At 51.5% G+C, this 24,084-nt stretch carries 26 protein-coding genes; all 26 read right to left on the bottom strand.

The genetic code is table 11. The features are described from left to right. Nucleotides 1-57 precede the first annotated feature (57 nt). Nucleotides 58-849, bottom strand: a complete 792-nt coding sequence (locus tag SELR_RS02980; protein WP_014423720.1) for a hypothetical protein — start codon at nt 847-849, stop codon at nt 58-60. Between the two features lie 51 nt (nt 850-900). Then, the gene (locus SELR_RS02975; protein WP_050992787.1) at nt 901-1,221 is read right to left on the bottom strand and encodes a hypothetical protein; all 321 of its coding nucleotides are present in this window, start codon (nt 1,219-1,221) and stop codon (nt 901-903) included. A gap of 69 nt (nt 1,222-1,290) precedes the next feature. Continuing rightward, entirely contained in the window at nt 1,291-2,967 is a 1,677-nt protein-coding gene (locus SELR_RS02970; RefSeq protein WP_014423718.1) for a flagellar assembly protein A, read from the bottom strand. A gap of 22 nt (nt 2,968-2,989) precedes the next feature. Then, nucleotides 2,990-3,742, bottom strand: a complete 753-nt coding sequence (locus tag SELR_RS02965) for a FliA/WhiG family RNA polymerase sigma factor (protein ID WP_041914245.1) — start codon at nt 3,740-3,742, stop codon at nt 2,990-2,992. Between the two features lie 56 nt (nt 3,743-3,798). After that, on the bottom strand, nt 3,799-4,170 hold the full coding sequence (locus tag SELR_RS02960; protein WP_014423716.1) for a hypothetical protein: 372 nt from the start codon (nt 4,168-4,170) through the stop codon (nt 3,799-3,801). A 31-nt stretch (nt 4,171-4,201) separates the two neighbouring features. Further along, nucleotides 4,202-4,687 (bottom strand): chemotaxis protein CheD, encoded by a 486-nt coding sequence (locus SELR_RS02955; protein WP_014423715.1) that lies wholly within the window; start codon nt 4,685-4,687, stop codon nt 4,202-4,204. A 1-nt stretch (nt 4,688) separates the two neighbouring features. Further along, nucleotides 4,689-5,303, bottom strand: a complete 615-nt coding sequence (locus SELR_RS02950; RefSeq protein ID WP_014423714.1) for a chemotaxis protein CheC — start codon at nt 5,301-5,303, stop codon at nt 4,689-4,691. 21 nt (nt 5,304-5,324) lie between these two features. After that, complete coding sequence (locus SELR_RS02945; RefSeq protein ID WP_014423713.1) at nt 5,325-5,786, bottom strand: chemotaxis protein CheW; 462 nt, start codon at nt 5,784-5,786, stop codon at nt 5,325-5,327. Nucleotides 5,787-5,799: 13 nt separating this feature from the next. Continuing rightward, a complete protein-coding gene (locus SELR_RS02940; RefSeq protein ID WP_014423712.1) occupies nt 5,800-7,899 on the bottom strand; it encodes a chemotaxis protein CheA in 2,100 nt (699 codons plus the stop codon). A 21-nt stretch (nt 7,900-7,920) separates the two neighbouring features. Then, nucleotides 7,921-9,153 (bottom strand): protein-glutamate methylesterase/protein-glutamine glutaminase, encoded by a 1,233-nt coding sequence (locus tag SELR_RS02935; protein WP_014423711.1) that lies wholly within the window; start codon nt 9,151-9,153, stop codon nt 7,921-7,923. 51 nt (nt 9,154-9,204) lie between these two features. After that, on the bottom strand, nt 9,205-9,888 hold the full coding sequence (locus tag SELR_RS02930; protein WP_014423710.1) for a flagellar brake protein: 684 nt from the start codon (nt 9,886-9,888) through the stop codon (nt 9,205-9,207). Nucleotides 9,889-9,906: 18 nt separating this feature from the next. After that, a complete protein-coding gene (locus SELR_RS02925; RefSeq protein WP_014423709.1) occupies nt 9,907-10,806 on the bottom strand; it encodes a MinD/ParA family protein in 900 nt (299 codons plus the stop codon). Between the two features lies 1 nt (nt 10,807). Beyond that, nucleotides 10,808-12,211: a flagellar biosynthesis GTPase FlhF gene (gene flhF, locus SELR_RS02920; RefSeq protein WP_041914244.1), complete on the bottom strand. Its 1,404-nt coding sequence runs from the start codon at nt 12,209-12,211 to the stop codon at nt 10,808-10,810. A 1-nt stretch (nt 12,212) separates the two neighbouring features. Further along, nucleotides 12,213-14,300 (bottom strand): flagellar biosynthesis protein FlhA, encoded by a 2,088-nt coding sequence (gene flhA, locus SELR_RS02915; RefSeq protein WP_014423707.1) that lies wholly within the window; start codon nt 14,298-14,300, stop codon nt 12,213-12,215. 20 nt (nt 14,301-14,320) lie between these two features. After that, nucleotides 14,321-15,442, bottom strand: coding sequence for a flagellar biosynthesis protein FlhB (flhB, locus tag SELR_RS02910; RefSeq protein WP_041914528.1), 1,122 nt, complete (start codon nt 15,440-15,442; stop codon nt 14,321-14,323). After that, the gene (gene fliR, locus SELR_RS02905; RefSeq protein WP_014423705.1) at nt 15,405-16,187 is read right to left on the bottom strand and encodes a flagellar biosynthetic protein FliR; all 783 of its coding nucleotides are present in this window, start codon (nt 16,185-16,187) and stop codon (nt 15,405-15,407) included. The genes flhB and fliR overlap by 38 nt, the downstream gene beginning before the upstream one ends. Before the next feature lie 11 nt (nt 16,188-16,198). After that, entirely contained in the window at nt 16,199-16,468 is a 270-nt protein-coding gene (gene fliQ / locus SELR_RS02900) for a flagellar biosynthesis protein FliQ (RefSeq protein WP_014423704.1), read from the bottom strand. Nucleotides 16,469-16,507: 39 nt separating this feature from the next. After that, a complete protein-coding gene (gene fliP / locus SELR_RS02895) occupies nt 16,508-17,266 on the bottom strand; it encodes a flagellar type III secretion system pore protein FliP (RefSeq protein ID WP_014423703.1) in 759 nt (252 codons plus the stop codon). A gap of 41 nt (nt 17,267-17,307) precedes the next feature. Beyond that, nucleotides 17,308-17,832 carry a flagellar biosynthetic protein FliO gene (gene fliO / locus SELR_RS02890; RefSeq protein WP_014423702.1) on the bottom strand — a complete coding sequence of 175 codons (525 nt, stop codon included), beginning with the start codon at nt 17,830-17,832 and terminating at the stop codon, nt 17,308-17,310. Further along, a complete protein-coding gene (locus SELR_RS02885; protein ID WP_014423701.1) occupies nt 17,832-18,194 on the bottom strand; it encodes a response regulator in 363 nt (120 codons plus the stop codon). The genes fliO and SELR_RS02885 overlap by 1 nt, the downstream gene beginning before the upstream one ends. 110 nt (nt 18,195-18,304) lie before the next feature. Then, nucleotides 18,305-19,576, bottom strand: a complete 1,272-nt coding sequence (fliY, locus tag SELR_RS02880) for a flagellar motor switch phosphatase FliY (RefSeq protein WP_014423700.1) — start codon at nt 19,574-19,576, stop codon at nt 18,305-18,307. Continuing rightward, nucleotides 19,569-20,573: a flagellar motor switch protein FliM gene (gene fliM / locus SELR_RS02875; RefSeq protein WP_014423699.1), complete on the bottom strand. Its 1,005-nt coding sequence runs from the start codon at nt 20,571-20,573 to the stop codon at nt 19,569-19,571. Before fliM ends, fliY begins: the two co-directional genes overlap by 8 nt. 36 nt (nt 20,574-20,609) lie before the next feature. After that, complete coding sequence (locus tag SELR_RS02870) at nt 20,610-21,122, bottom strand: flagellar basal body-associated FliL family protein (protein ID WP_014423698.1); 513 nt, start codon at nt 21,120-21,122, stop codon at nt 20,610-20,612. Nucleotides 21,123-21,187: 65 nt separating this feature from the next. Continuing rightward, nucleotides 21,188-21,388, bottom strand: coding sequence for a flagellar FlbD family protein (locus SELR_RS02865; protein ID WP_014423697.1), 201 nt, complete (start codon nt 21,386-21,388; stop codon nt 21,188-21,190). Between the two features lie 123 nt (nt 21,389-21,511). Next, on the bottom strand, nt 21,512-22,870 hold the full coding sequence (locus SELR_RS02860; protein ID WP_014423696.1) for an MATE family efflux transporter: 1,359 nt from the start codon (nt 22,868-22,870) through the stop codon (nt 21,512-21,514). Continuing rightward, the gene (locus SELR_RS02855) at nt 22,870-24,069 is read right to left on the bottom strand and encodes a YecA family protein (protein WP_014423695.1); all 1,200 of its coding nucleotides are present in this window, start codon (nt 24,067-24,069) and stop codon (nt 22,870-22,872) included. The genes SELR_RS02860 and SELR_RS02855 overlap by 1 nt, the downstream gene beginning before the upstream one ends. Nucleotides 24,070-24,084 lie beyond the last annotated feature (15 nt).

Here is a 24,084-nt window from a genome sequence, read left to right as displayed (position 1 = left end):
CCTCTTTTTCATCGCTGGAAATATTTTAGCAAAGTTAACAGGCACTGTCAATGGAATTTAGCGCTGCTTATCATCCAACTCCCGGCGGTTCATCTCCCGCAGGAGCTCAATCGCACCGCGTCCCATACCGGTTTCCCTGGCTGTATCTTCCACGGAGTAGCCGCTGCGCAGCAAAGCCTTAGCCTTGGCTGCATTGGGAGAGATCGGCTTTTCCTCGCGAGGCTCGGCCGGAGCTTTCTTTTCTTCCTCTTCCGGTTCCGGAGATATCTTCTCCTCGTTTTCTTCCGGCTTGCGGTTCATTGCCTCGGCCAGACCAGCGGCCTGCTGTGCATTGATGGCCGGTTCGGAGGTCAAAGAGGGCGTTTGCTCCATATCCTCCTGGCGGTCCAGGGAATTCTGCAGCACAGCCGCAAATTCCTGATCATCCACCCGCCGCCGGGCAGAAATCGCTGCCTGACGGCTCCTAATGGGACTTGCAGGCGGCACCAGTGGCACAGACTGATAGGCCGCCAATTCGGCAATGACCCTGCGGGCTTCACTGAGTTCCCGATTCAGGGTTGCCGAACGCTCCTCCATCTCACCTGCCAGGCGTTTGTATTCATTCAAGCTGGCTTCTAGGCGTACATTGCGCTCATCGGCCTGCCGGATAAGCCCCTCCAGATGCTGGATATGATTGCCCATGCGGGCGATCACCGCATCAGCCGAACGTGTCAGCTCCGCCTTCAACTGTTCCGTAGAGGTCTGCAGTTCCTCCATGTCCACGCCCTGACGGCGCTGGGAAATATAACGTACTACGAGTACCAGCAATGCACCGGCTATAATGAGAAATCCTAATATTTCTGGAACCATAGGTAAAAATTAACTCCTCCCACGATATAATCACCTAAGATTATACGATATTTACAGGCTAATGTCTAATAAATGCCCCCGGGATGGATCTTCGGCCATCTTCATGATGGGTTCTTCGGCCTGTTCTTCCGGCATTCCTGGGCCGCGCCGCCGTCCACGGGAGCCGCCTCCCTGCTTCTTCTGCCGGTCCGGATCATCCTTGATGCGGCCATCCTCGGGATTATCTTTTTCCCGTACCTGCTGCTGTTTCAGTTCATCCTCACGTTTTTGTTCCAGTGCCTGATAATCTGACTGCAAGGCGCTGGCCTGATTGAGATTATGCTGTACCTGTCCTGCATCCGTGGCCCGGGGCACAATCATCTGCATACTCATGGGGCTGACATCCATGCTCCTCACCTCTTTCTTGTGACACAAAGCCGCCCCCTGCTGGGGGCGACTTTGCTAATAAGTACCAATATTGATGCGATCATCTTTCACCGTCAACAGGCAACGGCGGATGGTGCTTTGTACATTCATCATGATGGAATTGATGCTGATGCGGACGCCGGGATATATCGTATCCGTAACCCTTATCTTGCCATCACTCATGCGCCCCATAGCCTCTTCCAATTCTATGATCTCTTTCTCCGCCCGCTTGATCTTGCCGGCCAGAGGGAATTGCGACCGGGTCAGGGCATTGATCTGATCGATGCGCTGCTGCGGCAGACGGCTGACATCGATCTTGCCCAAGGTATTCAGCATCTGGGTTATCTGTTTCAAACGGGCCCGATCTGCTTTGCACTCTTTGCAGAGATCCGTATATTTCTGTTGTACCGTGGGGTCAACACCAACGGACAGCCTTGTCACCACAGCAGCAGGATTACCCACCAGCTTGCAGCGAATTTCTTCGCTGGCTGCTACGCTGCCACCAGTGATGATGCCCTTGCGCTCTTCCACGTAAATGCATTTGCCGGCCCGCACATTGGAATGAAGGATCGTATCCGTAATCACCACATCACGGCCAGCTTCTATGTTGGCATTTTCGGCAAAGAGTGCCCGCACATCCTCAGTGGCCTTTACCAAGCCACGGTTCTGTCCGACAATCCCCCCCTTGATGAGGATATTGCGGCCAGATACATCCGCACCATTTACCATGCCGCCAATTTCGATATCACCGGTAGCCTTGACTATAAAGCCTGCCTCAACGTTGCCCTTGATGGATACACCGCCGACAAAATCGATATTCCCCGTCCCAGCGCCAACACTGGAGCGGATTTCCAGATGCGGATCAATATCAATCCTGCGTGGATTGTCCACGATCTGACCACTCATGGTAGCATAGAGTTCATTTTCATTACGCACCTCAGTATTTTTCCCCTGAGGTATGGGAATCGGCCGTCCTGTACGGGCTGGCACATCAATTCCGAAGATGTTCTTTCCCGGAACACCTTCTGTCTGTGGAATCCGCACAGCCAGAAGATCCCCCTTCTTAGCCAGTACAAAGAGTCCCATATCCTTGTAGTTGGCTCGGTTATACTCATCTATCTTCGGTTTGTTCTTATTGGAAAGATCAAATTTCCGCTCAATCCGGGCATTATCCCCGTGCTGTACCTGCTTGCCCTCAGCAGCCACAAAAGGTGTAAGGCTCTTAACGCCTTTTTCGATAGCTTCCTCGTTAATGCCAAAAACGACACCCTTCTCCGACAAAGCTTCCTTTACCTCTGCAGCCGAAGGCAGACCGGATCCCTTGGTAGTATCATAGCGTACTGTGGCAATCATCTGGTCACGGCTCACATCGATGATGAGACCTGCCTGCTCGCTCTCGTCAATTTCCTCCTGTTCTGCAGCCTTTTTCTCTTCTGCAGATAATATTTCATTTTCTTCTTCCATTACTTCCACATATTCATCGGCGATCTTTCTTGGCTGGCCTGCCGCTTCCCGAATGATTTTGGAAAGTTCAATGATATCGTAATCAATGACACCATTTTCCTGCAGACTTTGCCGTACATCAGACAATTCAAAAAGCATTTCCGCGCCATCACTGGGATATATCGTTACGAAAACGCCATCCTGAAGGAATTCGAGCAGATAACCTGCGTCTGGACCGCCAACTGCTGGGCGTAATACCTGGTCATCCATGATGCGTCCCCCTTAGGCTAATTTATACCAAGCTTGCCTTCATCCGGGCCAGGTAGCCGCGCATACGGAAAATCGCCTTCGTATGCAGCTGGGAAATTCTCGCCTCGGATAAATTAAGGATTAAGCTGATTTCTTTCAAAGTCAGTTCTTCGTAGTAGTATAATGCTACTACTTTTTTCTCTTTTTCCGGCAGCCGTTCAATCGCTGCCGACAAGGTCTGCCTTAGTTCTTCCTTCTCCATGCGGTCAGAAGGTCCCGGATCTCCTGTAAGGGGAGAATCTGCCCGCAAATAATCATCCAGGGGGATGACAGTAGCCACACTGATCTGTCCCTCTAAAGCTATGAGTTCTCTCACCGACAGGGAAAGCTCGCTGGCCAGTTCCTCATCGGTGGCAGGCCTGCCCAACCGATTCTCCAATTCATATACGGCCTGTTCATATCGCCTGATACGCTGCCTGATGGCCACCGGAAGCCAGTCTTTTGCCCGCAGATGATCCAGCATAGCTCCCCGGATGCGGATGCCTGCGTAAGTCTCAAACTTGTTCTTACGTTCGATATCATAACGATCGATCGCATCCAGCAGACCAAAAAACCCGCTGGAAAGCAGATCATCCCGATCCACATGGGACGGCAGGCTGATGGCGAGCCGCCCGGCAACCAGCTTGACCAGAGGCAGATAGTACTCGGCCAGCTGGTTGCGCAGCTCCACAGTCTTGTTTTCCAAATAATCATGCCACAGGGAAGCGACATCAATGGCGGGTGTTTCATTTACCATTTCTAACGATTCCACCTAACGCCCTCCTCCCTTCAACATCAAATCCTAAGACCTGATCACTCAGGTGTTTCCATGCGCGTAAGATCCTCACTGGAAAGAGGTTCAAACTGCACGGGTTGTTCTGTTGCTCCTGTCTCCGCTTCGTCCGCCACTGGCTGTTCTTCGCCAGATTCTTCCGCTGGTGAAGCCTCGCCCTCCAATTCCGCCAGAGCCTCTTCATCCTTTGCTTCAATGAAATCATCAAAGTCGATGATGTCCCTAGCGGCAAGGACTCTCAGCACAATGTAGACAATCAAGCCTGCGCTGACAAAACCAATCAAACTGCGAATGACCACTGTACTAAACCGCGCCTCGCTTGATAGTCCTGTAATTACTATCACCACGGCGGCGATAAAAGCGAACACTGCTGCCAAATATAATTTAGCCAAAATCTTTTCACCTGCAAATCTAATCTGATAATTAAATCTCTTTTTCGCCTTTATCGATGGTCTTAACCTTATACACACCAGAATTCAAATCAATGGATACCGTGCGGCCATAGGTGCCGCCAGTATCTTCGGCTATTATCTTTATGCCCTGGGATTTCAAAATCTTCTTGGCTGCCTCCGCATTGCGGCTGCCGACACGCATGATATCGGTAGCATTCTGGAAGGCGAACATCTGCGCTCCGCCGGCGATCTTAGCCACCAGGCGCGTTTTGGAAGCGCCCAGAGCTAACACATCCTTGAGCATCAGCGGTAATCCTGTATCCGCAAATTTTGCCGGATTGTCCGTGGGACGGGCCTGCGTGCTATCGGGAAGCATGATATGCAAAAGCCCGCCGACTTTCGTCTGGGGGTCATACAGGGAAATCCCGATGCAGGATCCAAGACCATAGCTGATGATGGTTGACGGAGCAGAACCAACTTTATAGTCGGCCATCCCGACTCTGATAAGATCTGCCATATCACTCAACTCCTACAGCTTTTATAATCGTCTCCAACGAACCTGGGTCAGGTACCAGGAAGAACTGGCCATTGATGCCATCATCTTCCGACAGGAATTCTGTTTCGATAACCAGCGCCTGATCCCCCATCTGTCCCAGCTGTGCCAGTACGACATTCAGCAGGGCCCCTGCCATATCCATTGCCAAGGCAGGAATGGAAGGCAGCATGGTAATCTTCGTAAAAGTGAAGAATGCATTCAAGTATGCACCAGACAAGATATTGCCGATTTCCATCAGGGCCGATTCATCCATGAAGTCCAGGCTGTTCGTCTGTCCATGGGGTTTGCCCATCAGGGTATCCACCAGATAGAAGGCGGATTTCTGCGGCAGCAGGAACAGGATGTTGCTGGGGGCCTTGCCATAAACGCGCAGGAAAATACCTACGACTACAGCATCGGGGCCGCCCACCAGATCCGGCACTACTTCCAGGGGTACCAGTGCCACCTTGGGCACGTTCATATCAATTCTCCTGTTGATGACCTGGGACAGGGCTGTTGCCGAGTTCCCAGCACCAACATTACCAATCTCACGCAAAGCATCCAGCTGATTGGCGGAAAGGTTTAATTCTTCGGTCATAGTCGACACCTCGTTTTTCGATTATTTGCCATCGCCAGTTGCACCAATGATCTCTTCCAAATTGAGCATGATGATGAGTCTGCCATCCACGTTGCCAATACCATTGAGGAAACGGGAGCCGCTGCGGTCATTGGTCGCTTTCTTGGTATCCACCGTCTTGCTGCCAATGGTCAGGACTTCCGTCACCGCATCCACGAGCATCCCTACATGGAGCTCATCGATTGTCACGGTAACAATGCGGGTATTTTCCGTATAGGGAGTTTCCGCCAGCCCCAGTCTTTTCTTCAGGTCGATAACCGGCAGTACCGAGCCGCGAAGGTTGATGACTCCCTTGATGAAATCTGCAGCAAAGGGAACCCGGGTAATATCCGTCATATTGCGGATTTCCTGTACATTCAGGATGCTGACGCCGTATTCCTCGTCGCGAAGCTTGAACGCCACGACCTGCACTTCATCATTCTGTTTGTTTTCTTCGTTTGCCATGGTTGCTGCCTCCTTACTGCTGCATCATCGTAGCCACATCGAGAATCAGAGCCACACGGCCATCGCCCAGGACCGTAGCACCGGAGAACATCTTCAGGCCAGTGAAGAGGTTGCCCAGAGTCTTGATAACGATTTCCTGCTGACCGATCAGGTTGTCCACTACGATACCAGCTTTGGCTTCGCCGGCATGTACAACTACGACGAAAATCTCGTCCGAATCCTTCACATGAGGAATCTGCAGGGTTTCTTCCATGCGGATGATGGGAATGATCTCGCCGCGCAGGACGATGACTTCCCGGTTGCGTACGGTCTTGATATCCGTGGGCTGGATGTTGATGGTACTGTCGATGGAGCCCAGCGGAATCGCGTAGATCTCTTCCTGTACCTTGACCAGCATGGCCTGAATGATGGCCAGCGTCAACGGCAGTTTGATCTTAAAGACAGAGCCTTCATCAATCTTGGTCTCCACGTCCACATGACCGGACAGGGATTCAATCTTACTGCGCACTACGTCCATGCCTACACCGCGACCGGAGATATCGGTGATCTGCTCGGCAGTGGAGAAACCAGGCAGGAAAATCAGGCGTACAGCATCGGCATCATCCAGCTTATCCGCGTCTTCCTGAGAGATCATGCCTTTTTCCACAGCTTTTTTGCGAATCTTGTTGGCATCGATGCCCTTGCCATCGTCGGTAACCATGATGACCACGTTATTGCCTTCATGACGGGCAATCAGGCCAACCTCACCAGTACGCGGCTTGCCTTTGGCTTCACGTTCATCGGGATGCTCAACACCATGGTCGAGGGAGTTGCGCAGCAGATGCATGATGGGATCGCCGATCTCATCGATAACGGTGCGGTCAAGTTCTGTCTCCTCACCTTCGATGGTCAGGTTGATCTCTTTGTTCAGTTCCTTGGATACGTCACGCACCATGCGCGGGAAGCGGTTGAAGACTGCGCTTACCGGCACCATGCGGACCTTCATGACGATGTTCTGCAGGTCGGTAGTTACCCGGTCCATCTGTTCCAAAGTCTCGGTCAATTCACCCAGACGATGGGCCTGCCCTATCTGCTCCAGGCGAACCTTATTGATAACCAGCTCGCCCATAAGGTTCATCAAAGTATCGAGCTTATCGATATCCACGCGTACCGACTGGCTCTGATGGCCTTTCTTGGCAGCAGCTGCTGCAGGCTTGGCGGCCGGTTTCGGTGCCGCAGGCTTCGGTGTTGCCGGTTTCGGCGCAGCGGGGGCTGCCGGTGCTGGCGCCGCTACTGGTGGTGCGGCAGGTGCCGGAGCAGCGGCTGGAGCCGGTGCTGCTTCTGCCGGCTTATCCGGATCCACAGTCTCCACCACGATCTTTTCAATTTCGGAAATGGTACTCAGGGCATCTTCCACGGCCTTCTTATCCGCGCCGGTTACCATCAGTACATCAAAGCTGTGCTCGAATTTTTCCTGTTCCAGATCCTCAGCAGGCGGAATGGATTTAATGACATCCCCCAGTTCATCCAGAGCATTCATAACCATATAGGAACGGGCCGATTTCAGCAGGCATGTCTCGGACAAGGTTACCTGAATATGTACGCCGATCATGCCGCCTTCTTTTGCCTGGCGCAGCATGCTGACATCCGTATCGGTAAGCGGTATGCTGGACGCAGCAGTTGGTGCTGGTGCTGGTGCTGCCGCTTCCGCTGCTCCTGCTGGAGCAGCGGGAGCGGCAGCCGGAGCTGGCTCGCCCTTGGAGATGGAACTCAGCTTCGTCACCAGATCGCTGACATCCACCACATCTTCTGAATCACCGCCAGCCACACTGTCAATCATCTGTTCCAGAGAGTCCAGACATTTAAACAAGGTATCGATAATATCTTCATCAAGTTTCAGCTGTTCCTTGCGGATCAGGTCCAGAACATCTTCCATTTCATGGGTCAGTTCAGCAATCTTATTGTATCCCATGGTTGCTGACATACCCTTCAGTGTATGTGCATTGCGGAAAATATCATTCACCACTGAGATGTCTTCGGGATTCTCTTCCAAGCTCAAAAGGCCTTCGTTCAAGGACTGCAAATGCTCATGAGATTCATCCAAAAACATATCCATATACTGATTGGTATCCATTTGTATTCCCCCTATATCCTTTTATCTCTTTACAGCCTCGACGATTGCCTGGGCTATGCTTTCCACTGGCTTTATCTCATCGGCCAGCCCTGCATCCACCACGGCCTTAGGCATACCGTAGACCACACATGTCGGTTCATCCTGGGCTATACTATAGCCGCCCGCTGCCTTGACCTTCTTCATCCCTTCGCAGCCGTCACATCCCATGCCGGTCATGATGACAGCCACAAGATTCCTGCCAATCGGTGCCACGGAATCATACATCACATTCACCGCAGGCCGATGGTTGCCCACCGGAGGATCCTGACTCAAAACAATCTTGCGGCTGCTGCCTTCTTCCCGCACCCGCAGATGATGGCTGCCGGGTGCTATATACACCCAGCCCGGCTTTATCACTTCCCCATCCTCTGCTTCCTTCACCGAAACCTGGGATATGGTATCCAGCCGGTCAGCCAGTGCCTTGGTAAAGCCCGCTGGCATATGCTGCACTACTACCACCCCGCAGGGCAGATTCCCGGGCAGGCGGGTTATCACCTGCTGCAATGCCTGAGGGCCGCCGGTCGATGTGCCAATGGCAACCAGCTTCTTGGCACCATTGCCAACACTGCCCATGGTCACAGGGGTTACCTTATTGGCTGCAGGTGGCTGTGGTTTGCCCCGGGCCTGCAGGATAATGGGATTCGTCCGCTTTACGCCAAAGAGACTGCCTGAATTTTGCGACGGTGGCGTGGAGGCGATCCCCCCTAGTTTCAGTCCTTGCCGCTGAGGCATCTCTACCCGTTTCATCACAGGCGGCGCCGGTGATGTTGGCGGACTCAGGGAAGCTAGTTTCGTCTGCGGGGTATACGCCATCCTGCGCACCCTGGCCTTGGCAGCATTCCGGCATTTTTCCAACAGCTCGTCTTCGATGGCATCCAGTTTTGAGATACTGCCGCCAGCTTTGCTGATGAAATCCACCGCCCCAAGGCTCAGCGCTCTCACGGTAGCCTCTGTCCCCTGCTGGGTAAGGCTGCTGAGCATCACCACAGGAGTGGGCTGTTTCTCCATGATAACAGCCAAAGAATTCAGACCATCCATGACCGGCATATTCACGTCCATGGTCACCAGGTCCGGGCTGAGCTTCAACACCTTGTTGATAGCTTCCTTGCCATTTATCGCCGTACCTGCCACCTCAAAATCCGGCTGTTTATTGAAAAAATCCGTCAAGATCTTGCGCATGAATGCAGAATCATCAGCGATCAAGACACGTATCATCCCGCTCACCTCTTTTACTATCCGGCTTTCCCTACATCTGAATATTTAAACTTATTCTTTCAAACCCTTCGCAATATTGGACCGCTGCACCGAAAACAAGTAGCGGACAATCTGATTGACGATAGCCCGGGGCAGATGTTGGAACGCTGCCCCCACATGGTAGACGATAGACTCATCGCTACGCTCCACTGATTCACAGCGGACTACCCGGCACATGACATCGATATGGCCAGCACCGGGAATGCCATTCAGCTCCAGTCCCATCTTGGAAGGTACGGGTACCTCATGAGCAAATGACAGACAGATGCCGCTGCCACTCAAATCCACCACTGGCACCAATTCACTGCCATGGATGATTCCATCCTCATCCACCAGACGTACTTTCACCATCATATTGACCTTGATGCGCACAAACTCGCGGTTCTGGAAGCGTTCCATCTTCTTTGGCATGGCAATATACCAAATAGGAATGCGGTCATCCTTCCTGCCCATACCCTTGAATTCCGCAAAGAAGCGGAAACGGCACTGGTTGCCCACGGCTACGCCATAGAGCTTTTCTCCCATTCGGGGAATGACCGGCACCCCCTGCCTGGTCATGGGCATGGCCACTTCCAGAGAATCCTCGGTTATATCCTCAATACGGCTTGTATACCGGGCTTCGTCCGCTTCTACATAGAACTCGACCCGTTGGCCAATTTTTAAGTATTCTTTTGCCTTTACTAATTCGCCTGCCATAATCAAGTTCCTCCATGTTTAATGCGCAAAATTAAATATTTGCCGCAAAAATCCTTTCCAACCGCGCTTAACCGTCATTTTGCTGCCATACAGGATACTGTTCACTAATCCCTGGATGCAGCGGGAAGCCACTGAATGGGGCTGTGCTGCCAAAAATGGCTGCTGCTGACGCACAGCCTTCATGACTGCGCTGTCTTCAAAGACATAGCCCAGACAATCGATATCCATATTCAAAAAACGCTTGGAGGTATGCTGCAGCTTAATCACCACTTCCCGGCTTTCTGCCTCATCATATACCCGATTTACCAACAATTTTATGTTTTTATGGGCAGCATACATGCTGTAAGCTTTCAGCACAGCATAAGCATCAGTGAGGGCCGTGGGCTCTGGCGTTGTAACCAGGAGCACCTCATCAGCCGCCAGGATGAAATCCATGACGTTCTTGCCCAAACCGGCACCGGTATCAATCAGAATGATATCCGCCATCTGGCCGCAGGCTGTCAGCTTCTGCATCAGCCGCTGCCGTTCTTCGTAGGTGAAATCCGCTGCCTTTTCAATCCCGGAACCGCCGGAGATGTAGGTTACGCCATAAGGGCCATGCATCATGACATCCTTCAATTCCGTATCCCGTTCCAGCAGGTTCAGTAAATGTTTCTTCGACATGCTGCCCAGCACCACATCCACGTTAGCCATGCCCAGGTCAGCATCGATAACCAGTACTCTCTGACCGGCCTGTCCCAAGGCAATAGCCAGATTCACAGCAATATTTGTCTTTCCCACGCCGCCCTTGCCGCTGGTGATTGCAATCACCCTTGGCCCCATGGCGGAAAGAGAAAGCTGGCTGGCAGGGGCGGCGGGCTGCACTTCGTATTCGCTTTTGTCCACTAATTGACGCAGTCTTGCTGCCTGATCTACCATATTATTCCCTCAACAACAATGCGGCTAATTTATCAGCAGTAGCCGGTACAATATCATCGGGCACGCTCTGTCCATTAGTCATAAAGGACAAGGCAATATCCTTGTCTGCCAGAAGATTGACAATCATGCCCAGGCTGCTGGTTTCATCTGTTTTGGTAAAGATCACCCGGCCCGGCTCACAGACGGAGAACTTCTGCAGGATATCGGCCACATCCCGGTTCTTGGTGGTGGCACTCATGACCAGATGTTTTTCAATCCGGGAATCCACCGCCAGGAAATCCTGCAGTTCCTTCATCTGATACTCATTATGCTGGCTGCGTCCGGCAGTATCAATGAGAATCAGATCCTTATCCCGGTGTTTGTGGATGGCCACTTTCAATTCATCCGGAGAATAGACGATTTCCAACGGCAGACCAATGATATCCGAATAGGTCTTCAACTGTTCCACCGCCGAAATGCGGTAAGTATCCGCTGTAATCAGGGCAGCCCGGATGTTCTTCTCCAATACGAAACGGGCCGCAATCTTGGCCAGCGTCGTAGTCTTCCCTACACCGGTGGCACCGATAAGGGCCACAATGCGCACGCCATGTTTGTTGAGTTTGATGCCTTCAGCAAAGTTCAGCTTGTTCTCCAAATAACCAGCCAATACCTCTGGTGCCCGCTTATCCAGGGAATCCATCAGCATATCGCCCGCCGCTGTCTTGGCGGCCATATCCTTCAGGATTTCCTCATCCACTTCCTGACGGCGCAGGGCTTCCTGCAAGGATACCTCATCCTGAGGCTGGTCCTTGCTCATAACCTGTGTCAGCAGGGTTTTCATCTGGGCAAGTTCTGCCTCCAGCTTCTGGATCTTTTCCGCATCTTCCGGATTGGACATCATCATGGGCTGCATTACTGGGTGCATATCATTTGCGGCAATCAATTCTTCATCTTCCTTTTGCTTGGCTATATTGGCTTTTGTTGCTTCATCAATTGTTTCGGTAGTAAGCACCTTGGCCGGAGCCACTGGTGTTACGGCATCGGGAACTAGCGGCTGGAATGATGGCGCCGCAATGGGTGCCTCAGCCATGCGCACGCCGGTTTCCGTACCGTTGGTCTTATACTGAGAGAGAATGGTATTGGGCAATGGCGCTGCCTTGGATACCACATCCAGTTTGCTGCCGCTGACGGCCTGCCTTTCCCCTTCACCGGGAAGGCTGCGCCGGGCTCTGGACTTCAGCTGCCCATCCGGGGCATTTTCCTCAATGGCAGCAGTAACTTCCACCACTTCCTTGCCCTTATACCCCATAAAGCCGCCTTCGTGATATTTTTTCGTATGCAAAATCACGGCATCGCGGCCCAATTCCTCTTTAACTTGCTCCATGGCTTCCTTCATGGTGGAAGCCTTCACTACTTTTATCTGCAACTTAAATCTTCACCACCCCAAGAATCTGTATCTCTACGCTCTGCTCAATTTCCGCATGGGACAGGATAATGAGTCCCGGCACGGAACGTTCCACCAGTTTGCGGAAATACAGGCGTACAGCCGGGCTGGTCAGCACAATTGGCTGATAGCCCATATTGGTAAGTTTCGGCAGCTCGTTGTTGAGCGCCGTAACCAGTCTTTGCATGGAATCCGGATCGATGCTCACATAAGAGCCGTGCTCCGTGCGCTGGACGCCGCCGGCAATACGGTTTTCCAGTGCCGGGTCCAGCGTGATGCATGGCAAGGTGCCGTTTTGCACATTCATCTGGGTTATATGCCGCGCCATGGCATGACGGACATACTCGGTGAGTATCTCCGTGTCCTTGGTAGCCCGAGCATAATCGGCCAGCACCTCCAGAATGGTGCTCATATCCCTGATGGAAATGCGCTCTCGCAGCAGGTTGGCCAACACCTTCTGGATCTCGCCCACACTGAGGAGGTCCGGCACAACCTCGTCCACCAATGCTTGATTGGATTTTTTGAGATTGTCGATAAGGTTCTGGGTTTCCTGACGGCCCAGGATCTCATCGGCATGCTGCTTGATGACTTCAGTAAGATGGGTGGCCAGCACGGACACCGCATCCACAACGGTATAACCATTGAGTTCTGCCTGCTCACGCTCACTTTCGGGGATCCATAGGGCAGGCAGACCAAAGGCCGGCTCCGTGGTCTCAATCCCCGGCACTTCTTCAAAGACCGTACCGGAATTCATGGCCAGATAATGATCCAGCATGAGTTCGCCCTTGGCAATCTCAATGCCCTTCAGCTTGATGATATAGGCATTGGGCTTAATCTGGATATTATCGCGGATACGGATGGTGGGCACGACAAGGCCCAATTCCAAAGCGCATTGACGGCGGATCATGACGATACGGTCGAGGAGATCACCGCCCTGCCCCGTATCCACCAGAGGAATCAGTGAATAGCCGATCTCCAGTTCCATCGGATCAACCTGCAGCAGGGAAACGATATTCTCCGGTGTTGTCGCCTTGCGCTTTTCCTGCACCTTCTTTTCTTCCTGCTGGACTTCGGTCTTGACTTCCGTAGACTGCTTGAGCGCCCGGCCAATCAGGAAGCAGCCAATGGCCAGTGCCGTAAACGGCACGCCCGGCAAACCAGGCACCATGGCAAAGAACAGCAGTACTCCACAGAGGATAAAGAATATGCGGTCGTTATGGAATAACTGCCTGGTGATGTCGCTGCCCAAATTGCCTTCGGCACCGGCACGGGTAACGATAAGGCCGGTAGCCGTGGAAATCAGCAGAGCCGGAATCTGCCCCACCAGACCTTCACCCACAGTCAGCAGCGTATAGGTCTGCAAAGCCTGCAGGGCTTCCATATTGCGCTGCAACATACCAATGACAAATCCACCGGCAATATTGATGAGCATGATGATGATTGCCGCGATGGCATCGCCCTTGACGAATTTAGAAGCACCGTCCATAGCGCCGAAGAAATCCGCTTCGTGCTGGATTTTCTCACGGCGGGCCTTCGCTTCTGCATCGGTAATGATTCCCTGATTGAGGTCAGCATCGATGGACATCTGCTTACCGGGCATAGCATCCAAAGTGAAACGGGCCGATACTTCAGCCACACGTTCCGAGCCCTTGGTAATAACGATAAAGTTGATGGCCACCAGAATAATGAACATGATAAAGCCCACAACAGGATTACCACCGACAACGAAGTTACCGAAAGCCGTGATCACTTCACCCGCATAGCCATCCAACAGAATAAGGCGGGTGGAGGAAATATTCAGCGCCAGCCGGAACAGGGTAGTAATCAGCAGGATGGAAGGAAATATCGATAAGTCCAAGGCTTCCTTGTTGTAGATTACCGACATCACCAACAGCAGCGCTATGGTGATATTCAGGCAGATCAGCATATCCAGCAGCAGGGTTGGCAACGGGATAATCATCATGACAACGATGGTTACGATGGCCACGGCCAGCATAACATCGCTGTATTTTTGAACAAAACTGCCCTTGCCCACTGCGGCGGCAGGTGCAGCTGCCTGTTGTGCAGCCATAATGCTTCTCCTTCAAAAAATCATGCTCTGCGACGACGATTCTTCAGACGATATACATAGGCCAGGACTTCAGCCACAGCCTGATAAAGTTCTGACGGGACAAGTTCCCCAACTTCCACACTGGCGTACAGGGCGCGGGCCAAAGGCTTGTTCTCCACAATGGGGACATTATTTTCCGCAGCCAGTTCCTTGATGCGTCTGGCCACCATATCTTGCCCCTTCGCCACGATCTGCGGCGCCGGCATACTCTTTTCATATTTCAGGGCCACCGCAAAATGCGTCGGGTTTGTCACGATGACATCGGCCTTAGGCACTTCCTGCATCATGCGGGCCATAGCCATCTGCCTTTGTTTCTGTTTGATCTTGCCCTTGATCTGGGGATCACCTTCGGACTGCTTCGCTTCGTCCTTGACTTCCTGCTTGGACATTTTGAGGTCCTGGGTGGTCTGCCATTTCTGATAGGCATAATCGATAAAACCCACAATCATGATAACCCCTACCACTTCAAAGGCCATCCTAAATATTATATCAGATATCTGGGCTAAGCTGGTAGGTAAATCAAAATAAATGAACTGGGGCATCTCCATCAGATGCTCCGATAAGAAATCATAAAGGAAAAAACCGATAATAGCGATTTTCATCAGGGATTTGGCCAGTTCCATCAGGGAACGCTTGGAAAAGATGCGCCCGAAACCGTTGATGGGATTCAATTTCTCCGGTTTGAACCCGATAGCCTCTGTGTTGAAGTTCAGCCCCACCTGATAAAAGTTTATAGCCAGACCAATGAACATGATGGCAAACATGATAGGCAAAGCAGTCTGGGCTAAAAGTTCGATAATGCCAATAAAGATGTGGATGATATTCTCCGTATCCACCGTTTGATTCAAATGAGAAAAAACATAGGTCGCATAAGCAGCTATCTTTTGATACATCGACTGCCAAAGCATCTTAAGCATCAAAAAGCCCATCAGCAGCACGAAGGCAGCATTCATATCCGTACTGCGGCCTACCTGCCCTTTTTTCTTCGCATCGGCCCGCTTCTTGGCCGTAGGTTCTTCCGTCTTTTCCCCGGAAAAGAGCTGCAGGTCAAAGACGAAGGACTCCCTAGCGTAGGGCTTCCAACGCAATGGTGATATTTCCATACATTTCATTGAACAACACATCCAGAAACAAGACGTAGAAAGGCAGCACCATAGTCAGGATCAACATGCCCACAGTCAGCTGCATCGGAATGCCCACCACGAAAATATTCATCTGGGGCATTGTACGCGCCAGTATTCCCAGACCAACATTGGTCAGTAAAATGGCAAAGGTCACCGGCATGGCAATCTTCATCCCGGTAAAAAAAATTCCTGTCGTAAAGCGCGCAATGATCAGCGGCAAAGACAGATTGAGGTCTGCCCCCAGCAGGGGAACCAGCTTGAAGCTTTCAAATAATGCCGAAATAATCATATGGTGGCCATTGGTCACCAAAAAGACAATTATGCCCAGATTATAAAGAAAACTTCCGATAAGCGGCATCTGCTGACCGGAAGTTGGATCCATTACGTTTACTACAGCAAAGCCGGCCTGCATATCCATAACCTTGCCGGCAAAAGTAATTGCGGCAAAGGATATATAGGCCACCAACCCAATAAGCCAGCCGACAAAAAGCTCTGTAAGCACTGCTCCCACATAGCCCAATACGGTAGCCGGAGCAGTTATTCCCTGAAAATTATCCACCACAGGAAACAGCACCAGCGCAAAAGCAAAAGAAGTCGCTGCCCGAAAATATATAGGAATATTCAAACTGCCGAAAAAAGGCGAAAGGGTGAATATTCCTCCTACCCGGACCAACAATAACAAAAACACTGCCGCATGGCCCTGCAGAAGTTCATAAAAATCCATGACCTGCTCCTTCAACCGATATAGCCAGGCAGATTAACCAGGATATTGGTCAAATACTCTGTCATAATTCTAAGCATCCAGGGGCCAAAAATAAGAATTGCCACAAACACGGCGATAATCTTAGGTATAAATGCCAAGGTCTGCTCCTGAATGGATGTGGTTGCCTGAAAAACACTGACCATCAGGCCAACAATCAAGCCCAGGCCCAACATAGGGGCCGCCACAATCATAACAATGAACAGGGCTTCCTGTCCCAGCTGTACAACCAAATCACCTGACATAGACACCCGCTCCTCTTTCCCCAGCCTTGCGGACTGCCGCTATTTGAAGCTGATGATCAGCGACTTGATGAGCAAGTGCCAGCCATCCACCATAACAAAAAGCAGTATCTTAAAGGGCAGGGATATCATTACCGGTGGCAGCATCATCATGCCCATAGACATGAGGGTACTGGCCACAATCATATCAATGACGATAAAGGGCACATAAATCATAAAACCAATCTGAAAAGCTGTCTTGAGCTCGCTGATTACAAAGGCTGGAATCAACGTAAACGTAGATACATCATCCGGGGATTCCGGACGCTCAGCATCAGACAGATTCACAAACAGCGCCAGATCCGATTCCCGCGTCTGCTTGAACATGAATTCCCGCACAGGTGCCACCACGTTCTTCAGCGCTTCCTCCTGGGTTATCTGCCCGGCCATATACGGCTGGATGCCGTTCTCATTGGCCTGGCTCCAATAAGGAGACATGATGTAAAAAGTCAGGAAGAGCGCCAGGGCAATGACCACCTGATTAGGCGGCGCATTCTGTGTGGACATAGCATTGCGCAGAAAGCCGATAACCACCACAATACGTACGAAGGATGTGGTCATGATCAGGATGCCCGGCGCCAGGGACACAATGGTCAGCAGCGCCATGACCTGCAAGGTCACAGCCACATCCTGAGGCTTGTTGGACGAACCCACATCCACATTTATGGATGGTATAAGCGGTGCAGCCAAAGCGACGCCCTGTGCTATAAAGAGCAGGAGCGCTAATCCTGCCAGTATGATAAAAGCATTCCGGCGTTTCAACTGCCCACCACTCCTTCTTCAATAATGATACCTCACAAAAACTATTTGCGGAATAACGGTGGTACTTTCTGCACCAGCCCAGCCAAAGTACCAAACTGCTGGGAAAACATATCCGGCATCTTACCAAAGGCCAGATCCTCCCGATGCAGACGTTCAATTTCATCCGGATCGGTGATTTCTGTAAGCAAGGTGATCGAATGTTCCGTCACCCCCAGCATAAACACCCGTCCGCTCATTTCAATCACACAGACGGAACGGTTAGGGCCCAAGGGCAGATGTGACAGGATTCTGCCGCCATAACCCAGCTTCTGCTGGGCAAACTTGCCGCCAATAAAGCGGGCAGCAAAATAAGCCAGCCCTACTACAAAGATAAAAATAGCAAAGAGGCTGACCAGATAAGCAATTGTTGACCACCAGGAAATCGACGTTGGCCGCGGATCACTGTTTTCATAGCCAGCCAGATAACCTCCCTTGGCAGCCTCCTCGGCTGCCAGGGCAGGTTCTGCAACTAGCAAAAACAGGATTATCCCCACGAAACACGCCAGAAAAATGCTTTTTCTTTCCATCAGCCCACTGCTTTACGGACAGCCTCCAACACACGATCTGCCTGGAAGGGTTTGACGATAAAGTCACGAGCACCAGCCTGAATTGCTTCAATAACCATTGCCTGCTGGCCCATTGCACTGCACATAACGATCTTGGCGTTGGGATCGACCTTCTTGATTTCCTTAACGGCACTAATACCATCCATTTCCGGCATCGTGATATCCATGGTCACAAGATCTGGTTTGAGCTCCTGATATTTCTCCAAAGCCTTCATGCCATTTTCGGCTTCGCCTACAACTTCGTAGCCGTTCTTGGACAGGATATCTTTAACCATCATTCTCATAAATGCCGCATCGTCAACGACCAATACTCTTACTGCCATGTTCCATCTCTCCTCATCTTAAAAACAACCGACTTAGTTCAATGATTTTATTATATAAGAAAGTCTTGCTTTAGACAAGAACTTCTCTACGTCCTACGGCCCCAAGGGAGTCACTGCAATTTTGCCGCCCGCTCAGCGGGGCTGGCAATTTCGGTGATGCGCACACCGAAATTCTCATCGATAACCACCACTTCCCCCTTGGCCAGGAACTTGCCATTGACATTGATGTCAACCGGTTCACCGGCCAGCTTGTCAAGTTCCACAATGGAACCATTTGTAAGTTCCAGTATTTCCTTGATGGACTTGTTGGTGCGCCCCAGTTCCACCGTCACCGACAGAGGAACATCCAAAATCAGGCCGATATTGGCATCATTTACCTGTACCGGCTGCATATTCAAGGGTGTAAACTGTGCCGGCTGCACGGGAATATTGGTGGCTACCCCCTGCATGGGCATGCCGTAACCATATCCTCCTGCCGCAGGCGGCGGTGCCATGACCGGTGGGGCCATCTGCTGAGCTGGGGCCGCCATGGGAGGCGGCGCAGCTGCGGGTGGGGGTGGAGCCGCTGCTGGTGGTGGTGGCGGCGGAGCTGGCGCCGGTTCCGGCTCTGGCTCCTCAGCCGATCCATTGGTAAGGGATTCCACCATCTCCTTGGCCACTTCCACGGGCAGGATCTGCATGATCTCACTATCGATAAGGCCATCTACTTCCATGCGGAAGGAGGTACAGACGATGGGTTCCGTCTTCCCCAGTACCTCAGAAATCTTGTCCTCACTGCCAAAATCAATGAGATTTACCTTAGGCGGGGAAATATCGATTTTCTTGTTGAACATGGTGGACAGGGAAGTTGCCACCGTGCCCATCATCTGGTTCATGGATTCGCCTACGGCACTCATGGCGATTTCATTGATTTCCGTATCGGGATTGGTGCCGTCGCCCCCCATCATCAGATCTGCAATGATGGCTGCATCCTGTGCCTGGATAGCCAGGACATTATTGCCATCTATACCGATGGTATACCCCACCTCAACAATGAGGTAAGGCATGGGGTACTTTTCCTGTATTATACTCATGGAGGATACAGACACCGAGGGCGTCGTGATATTGACCTTATGCCCCAACAGCACCGACAAGGTTGTTGCGGCACTGCCCATGGAGATATTGCCAATCTCCCCCAAGGCATCCTTTTCCATATCCGTGAGTACATCATCAAACTGAGATGAACTACTGTCGGAGCCAGCTGATGCTTCAGCTGCTGCTTCTTCAGCGGCCTCAGCCGGTGCAGCATCTTCTGCCGGTGCCGCATCGTCTGCCGTTGGTATAGCACCACCATTAAGCAGGGCGTCAATCTCCGCTTGCGAGATCTTTCCGTCGTCACTCATCGGCATTCTCATCTCCTTCGCTTATTATTTTGGTAATTTGTACTGCCATCTTCTTCCCTGATTTGCCAGGACGACTGTAGAATTTTGGCCTCTTGCCTACCAAACACAAGAGATTATCATTAACCCGGGTATCCATCTGCAGAACATCACCAAACCCCAGAGTTAAGAACTCATGGATGGTAAGATTCAGTGACCCCAACTGTACCACAAAGGGCACCTTGGTGCGCTCAATCTTCTTCTGCAGCAGCCTGACCTGTTCAGGATTGTCATCCTTGGACACCGCAGATGCTACCCAGAAGGTCGTCGTGAGTTTTGACATAACTGGCTCCAGCACCAGATACGGGATGCAGATGTTCATCATGCCTTCCACTTCCCCTACCCTCATCTGGATGGTCACAATGACCACCATGTCGCTTGGGGGGACAATCTGGGTGAACTGGGGATTGGATTCTGTTGTTTCCAAAGCGGGAAAAAACTCCACCACATTGAGCCAGGCTTCCTTTAGATGCCCCAGCGCCGTATTGATGAAACGCTGCACCACCACATCCTCAATCTCCGTGAGCACCCGTGGTTTTATCCCCACCCGGCCCTCACCGCCAAAGACGCGGTCAATGAAGGCAAAGGCTATTTCAGTGTTGACCTCCATGATGATATTGCCCTTGAGCGGCGGTACCGCCACGATGCTTATCACGGAGGGATTGGCCAGACTCTGGACAAATTCCTGATAAGTCAGCTGCTCTACGGAGGCTACCTCTACATTCACCAGCGTGCGCAGGCGGGTGGACAAATACGTATTCAAGAGCCTGGAAAAGCTCTCATGCAGCATGAACAGCGTTCGTATCTGATCTTTGGAAAATTTGTCTGGACGCTTGAAGTCGTATGTCTTGATTTTTTTCTGTTCTTCGTCTGCTTTGACTTCTTCTGCCGATACTGTTCCATCTGACAGTGCGGAAAGCAGTTTATCTATCTCAGATTGAGACAGTACTTCATCTGCCAAATTTACGTCCTCCTTTCCGCTGGAATACGAACACTCTTACTGAAGCAGGAAGCTCGTTATATATACGTCATATACGGAACCAGGCCCCAGTTTGTTGTTCAATTCATCCTTCAATTTCTTCTTGAGTTCGTCCTGCCGGTTTGCATCAAACTCATCCAGTTTTGCACTGCGCAGAAGCTGCATGGTCGTATCCAGGATCTTGGTCTCAGCTTCCGGAAGCAATGCACCTTCCTCTGTCATATTGCTTTTCTTGCCCGGATTCATCTCCAGGACAATTCCTGCCTTCAGGAACTTGCCGGCCTTCTGGCCGCCCACGTTGACCAGGATACCTTCTTTTGCATCCCCAAGCTTGATGAACTTGCCGGGATCGTGATGTTCATTGACCTGCTCTGTTGCCGTCTCCGCCATCATCTTAGTCGTTATGAAGAACGAGATGCCGCCGGCGAGCACCAGACCAATCAATACCAGAATGACAACTAGAACTATCGGAGACTTCTTCTTCGGTTCCTCCTCTGCCACTTCCTCTGTGTCTTTTTCTTCGTCAGCCATAGGTTTATTCCTCCATAATCGTAATGTCTTTCACTTTTATAATAGCTGATGAGGATCTGTCCACATCAAAATTGATGGAGTGCCCGGCGGTATTTCATCACCCTGCGGACGATTTCATCCATGGCTTCCTCCACAATGAACTTCTTGCCGTTGGTCAGGGTGATCACCGTATCCGGCGTTTCCTCTATCGTTTCTATTATTTCGGCATTGAGCACGAATTCTCCTTTTTTATTTGTCTGGGAATTAAACTTTGTCAGCTTGATCATGCTCTTTCTCTCCTTACCTTTCACATACACATCCGGCACGTCTTCTTATTCTCTCTAATTTCGGCAAGGTTCGCCTTTTTCCCTTTTAAATTTTGAAGTTTTTCTGGCAAAATTTTCAAAAATCTACTGTTTAACAGTAGATGCCGCCTGTTTCTGCACCTGACGCAGCCGTATTTCCAAGCATATCGCACCGATTATGACACCGGCAATCAGGCCCAGCCAATAACCGTAGGGGCCAAAATCCGTGAACCTGGCCAGGCCCCAGCCCACAGGCAGACCGATAATCCAAAAGGAAAGCACCGCCAGCATAAAGGTCACATGGACATCCTTAAAACCGCGCAGGGCGCCCTGCAAAGGTGCGTTGATGCTGTCCGCAAACTGCATGAATACCGCATAAACCAGGAAACCTGTCAGGATCGGCTGCACTTCGCTGCTCGTGGTATAAAAAGCCGCAATTTCCGCACGGAATTGTGTCAATAGCAAAGCGATGCTGCCTACGCTAAAAAAGGTCAGATAGCGGCTGAGCCGGATATACTGCCGGGCATCAGCCAGGCGCTTTGCCCCAACCTCAAAGCCCACCAGAATGGTCAGCGTCATGCTCACGGCCAGTGGGATCATATAAACGATTGTCGTGAAATTCATGGCCGCCTGATGCGCTGCCACAATGGCCGTGCCATAAGCCGTCATGAAAAGCCCCACGGCCCCGAAGATGCTCTGTTCGCAGAACATGGTGGCGCCGATGGGAATTCCCACCCCCAACTGCTTTTTCCATTCAGCCAGATCGATCTTCGGCAGGTCGCGGAACACATGGTATTCCTTAAAGGGTTTCATCGTCGTTACCACGATGATATTCAGCAGCAGGTTCAGCGTCAGCGTGATGGCCGAACCGATGCCTGCACCAATGCCGCCAAAAGCCGGCATCCCCAGCAGGCCATACATGAAGATGTAATTGAGGGTGATGTTCGTGGGCACCGTGCACATGGTCACACACATGGTCAGCCGTGTATAGCCATGGGCATCAATGAAATTTCGCAGCACCGAGGAGATGAATATCGGCATGATGCCGATGGAAAGAAACATCAGATAATGACTCGTGATGTATTCCACTTTCGGCTCCAGATGCAAAAGCGGCAGAATGTGCGGCACCGCCAGCCAGCCCAAAGCCACGAAGCCTGCCCCCAGAGCCAAGGCCCAATAAAAGCCCTGTTTGACAATAAAGCCGATCTTATGGGACTTATCCGCCCCATAAAGCTGGGAAATGGTCGGCGTCAGGCCGGAAATGATACCCAAAAAGCTGCCGAAAAAAGGCATGAAGAGATTCACGCCCACGGCCACGCCAGCCAGGTCCTGCTGGCTGATATGGCCGGCCATCACCGTATTAAAAAACCCGGTTGCCATCAAGGACAACTGGGTTATAAAGATGGGCAAAAGCACCACAAAGAATTGCCGTGCTTTTGCCTTGTAACCAAAGGTCTGTCTCATCAGTTCTCATCCTTCGCCAGGCAGCAGTTCTTATATTTCTTACCGCTGCCACAGGGACAAGGATCATTGCGCCCCACTTTCTGGCGATGGACTTCTGCAAAGGGAATCACCTTGCCCATCCCGCTCTTGGCAAAGAGCTCACTGGGAGTATGTCCCTTCAAGGGCCAGAGATGCGTCTCATTGTTATAAGCGATAAGCAGGGGCACCACGGCCTTCATCTTGCGCTCATCCGCCATCATGCCCAACTGCTCCAGATATTCTGCCGCTTCCTGCAGATTGCCGCCGTTCTGCAGCAGGATGAAGATTTCCCCGGTGATATCCGCAGCCTTCAGCACATCACAGTCATGTTCCTTCATGAAGAACTGCGCCAGATCCTTATACTCGTCCGTAGCATCGATATGGTTGTCAGCACCAGCCTCAAACAGCTGGGTATAGGTAAACTTCGCAAAATCCAGATTGCTGTGCTTGCGCTGCTCATCCTCCAGTGCAGATTCGTCAATCAGCGTGTAATACTTCACGCCCTGGGGCAGCGCCACAATGGTATTCGTCCAACAGGAGGCATTGAGCATCACGCCGACAAAATCCTTGAAGGAAAGATTTTCCCGCTGATCCGGCTCCAGCTGACCGGCTACCGTATTGTAAAGCTCCTCGTAATTCATGTAGCCATAGTAGAAGAGGCAGCCTGCCGTCAGGCGGGTAATCTCCGTATTCATGGTAGCCAGTGCCTCAAAGTTCGGGGAATCCAGCTTCTTGAATTCGGCGCGGATCTCTTCCGGCATATACCAGACCAGCTGGTCCTCAACCTTGGCACAGGAGAGGAAACCTAAACCGCGCAGGTAATCCAAGCGTACATCATCATCACGCAGTTTGCTGCTCTTGCCCTTCTCCAGAATAAGATGCTGGAAGCATTCGTATTCCTCCAACAGGATAGACGGCAACCAGAGACGGGCGAAATTCAGGATTTCCGGCACCAGCTTCTCAGCCAGCTCCGCCTTCTTCAGCGAGCTGACACCGCTGACATTGAGATTATAGCGGATATCATCCAGCTCAGCCTTGGTCATGGCTTCCAGCATCGACTGCAGATCGTTCTTCGCGGGCATCTTATGGCGATAGAGTGCCTTCTTACGCTCCTCCATATCTGCTTCCATCATCTGGGCCAGGCTCTCTGCCTGCGTCATTTCTTTTTTCTGTGCTTCCATTGGTACCTGTAAAAT

Source organism: Selenomonas ruminantium subsp. lactilytica TAM6421, assembly GCF_000284095.1.
Lineage (GTDB): Bacteria > Bacillota > Negativicutes > Selenomonadales > Selenomonadaceae > Selenomonas_A > Selenomonas_A lactilytica.
The sequence above is the reverse complement of the archived record's forward strand: the minus strand, read 5'-3'. Positions and strand labels throughout refer to the sequence as shown.

Excerpts from the sequence above, each read along its gene's own strand:
- SELR_RS02945 (WP_014423713.1), bottom strand. The coding sequence starts at position 5,786 with ATGGCAAACGAAGAAAACAAACAGAATGATGAAGTGCAGGTCGTGGCG.
- flhA (WP_014423707.1), bottom strand. The coding sequence starts at position 14,300 with ATGGCTGCACAACAGGCAGCTGCACCTGCCGCCGCAGTGGGCAAGGGC.
- fliY (WP_014423700.1), bottom strand. The coding sequence starts at position 19,576 with ATGAGTGACGACGGAAAGATCTCGCAAGCGGAGATTGACGCCCTGCTT.
- SELR_RS02885 (WP_014423701.1), bottom strand. The coding sequence starts at position 18,194 with ATGGCAGTAAGAGTATTGGTCGTTGACGATGCGGCATTTATGAGAATG.
- fliO (WP_014423702.1), bottom strand. The coding sequence starts at position 17,832 with ATGGAAAGAAAAAGCATTTTTCTGGCGTGTTTCGTGGGGATAATCCTG.
- fliR (WP_014423705.1), bottom strand. The coding sequence starts at position 16,187 with ATGGATTTTTATGAACTTCTGCAGGGCCATGCGGCAGTGTTTTTGTTA.
- SELR_RS02975 (WP_050992787.1), bottom strand. The coding sequence starts at position 1,221 with ATGAGTATGCAGATGATTGTGCCCCGGGCCACGGATGCAGGACAGGTA.
- SELR_RS02940 (WP_014423712.1), bottom strand. The coding sequence starts at position 7,899 with ATGGATACCAATCAGTATATGGATATGTTTTTGGATGAATCTCATGAG.
- SELR_RS02970 (WP_014423718.1), bottom strand. The coding sequence starts at position 2,967 with ATGGATGACCAGGTATTACGCCCAGCAGTTGGCGGTCCAGACGCAGGT.
- fliQ (WP_014423704.1), bottom strand. The coding sequence starts at position 16,468 with ATGTCAGGTGATTTGGTTGTACAGCTGGGACAGGAAGCCCTGTTCATT.
- SELR_RS02980 (WP_014423720.1), bottom strand. The coding sequence starts at position 849 with ATGGTTCCAGAAATATTAGGATTTCTCATTATAGCCGGTGCATTGCTG.
- SELR_RS02930 (WP_014423710.1), bottom strand. The coding sequence starts at position 9,888 with ATGGCAGGCGAATTAGTAAAGGCAAAAGAATACTTAAAAATTGGCCAA.
- SELR_RS02860 (WP_014423696.1), bottom strand. The coding sequence starts at position 22,870 with ATGAGACAGACCTTTGGTTACAAGGCAAAAGCACGGCAATTCTTTGTG.
- SELR_RS02870 (WP_014423698.1), bottom strand. The coding sequence starts at position 21,122 with ATGGCTGACGAAGAAAAAGACACAGAGGAAGTGGCAGAGGAGGAACCG.
- SELR_RS02925 (WP_014423709.1), bottom strand. The coding sequence starts at position 10,806 with ATGGTAGATCAGGCAGCAAGACTGCGTCAATTAGTGGACAAAAGCGAA.
- flhB (WP_041914528.1), bottom strand. The coding sequence starts at position 15,442 with ATGGAAATATCACCATTGCGTTGGAAGCCCTACGCTAGGGAGTCCTTC.
- SELR_RS02855 (WP_014423695.1), bottom strand. The coding sequence starts at position 24,069 with ATGGAAGCACAGAAAAAAGAAATGACGCAGGCAGAGAGCCTGGCCCAG.
- SELR_RS02955 (WP_014423715.1), bottom strand. The coding sequence starts at position 4,687 with ATGGCAGATCTTATCAGAGTCGGGATGGCCGACTATAAAGTTGGTTCT.
- SELR_RS02865 (WP_014423697.1), bottom strand. The coding sequence starts at position 21,388 with ATGATCAAGCTGACAAAGTTTAATTCCCAGACAAATAAAAAAGGAGAA.
- SELR_RS02950 (WP_014423714.1), bottom strand. The coding sequence starts at position 5,303 with ATGACCGAAGAATTAAACCTTTCCGCCAATCAGCTGGATGCTTTGCGT.
- SELR_RS02935 (WP_014423711.1), bottom strand. The coding sequence starts at position 9,153 with ATGATACGTGTCTTGATCGCTGATGATTCTGCATTCATGCGCAAGATC.
- SELR_RS02965 (WP_041914245.1), bottom strand. The coding sequence starts at position 3,742 with ATGGTAAATGAAACACCCGCCATTGATGTCGCTTCCCTGTGGCATGAT.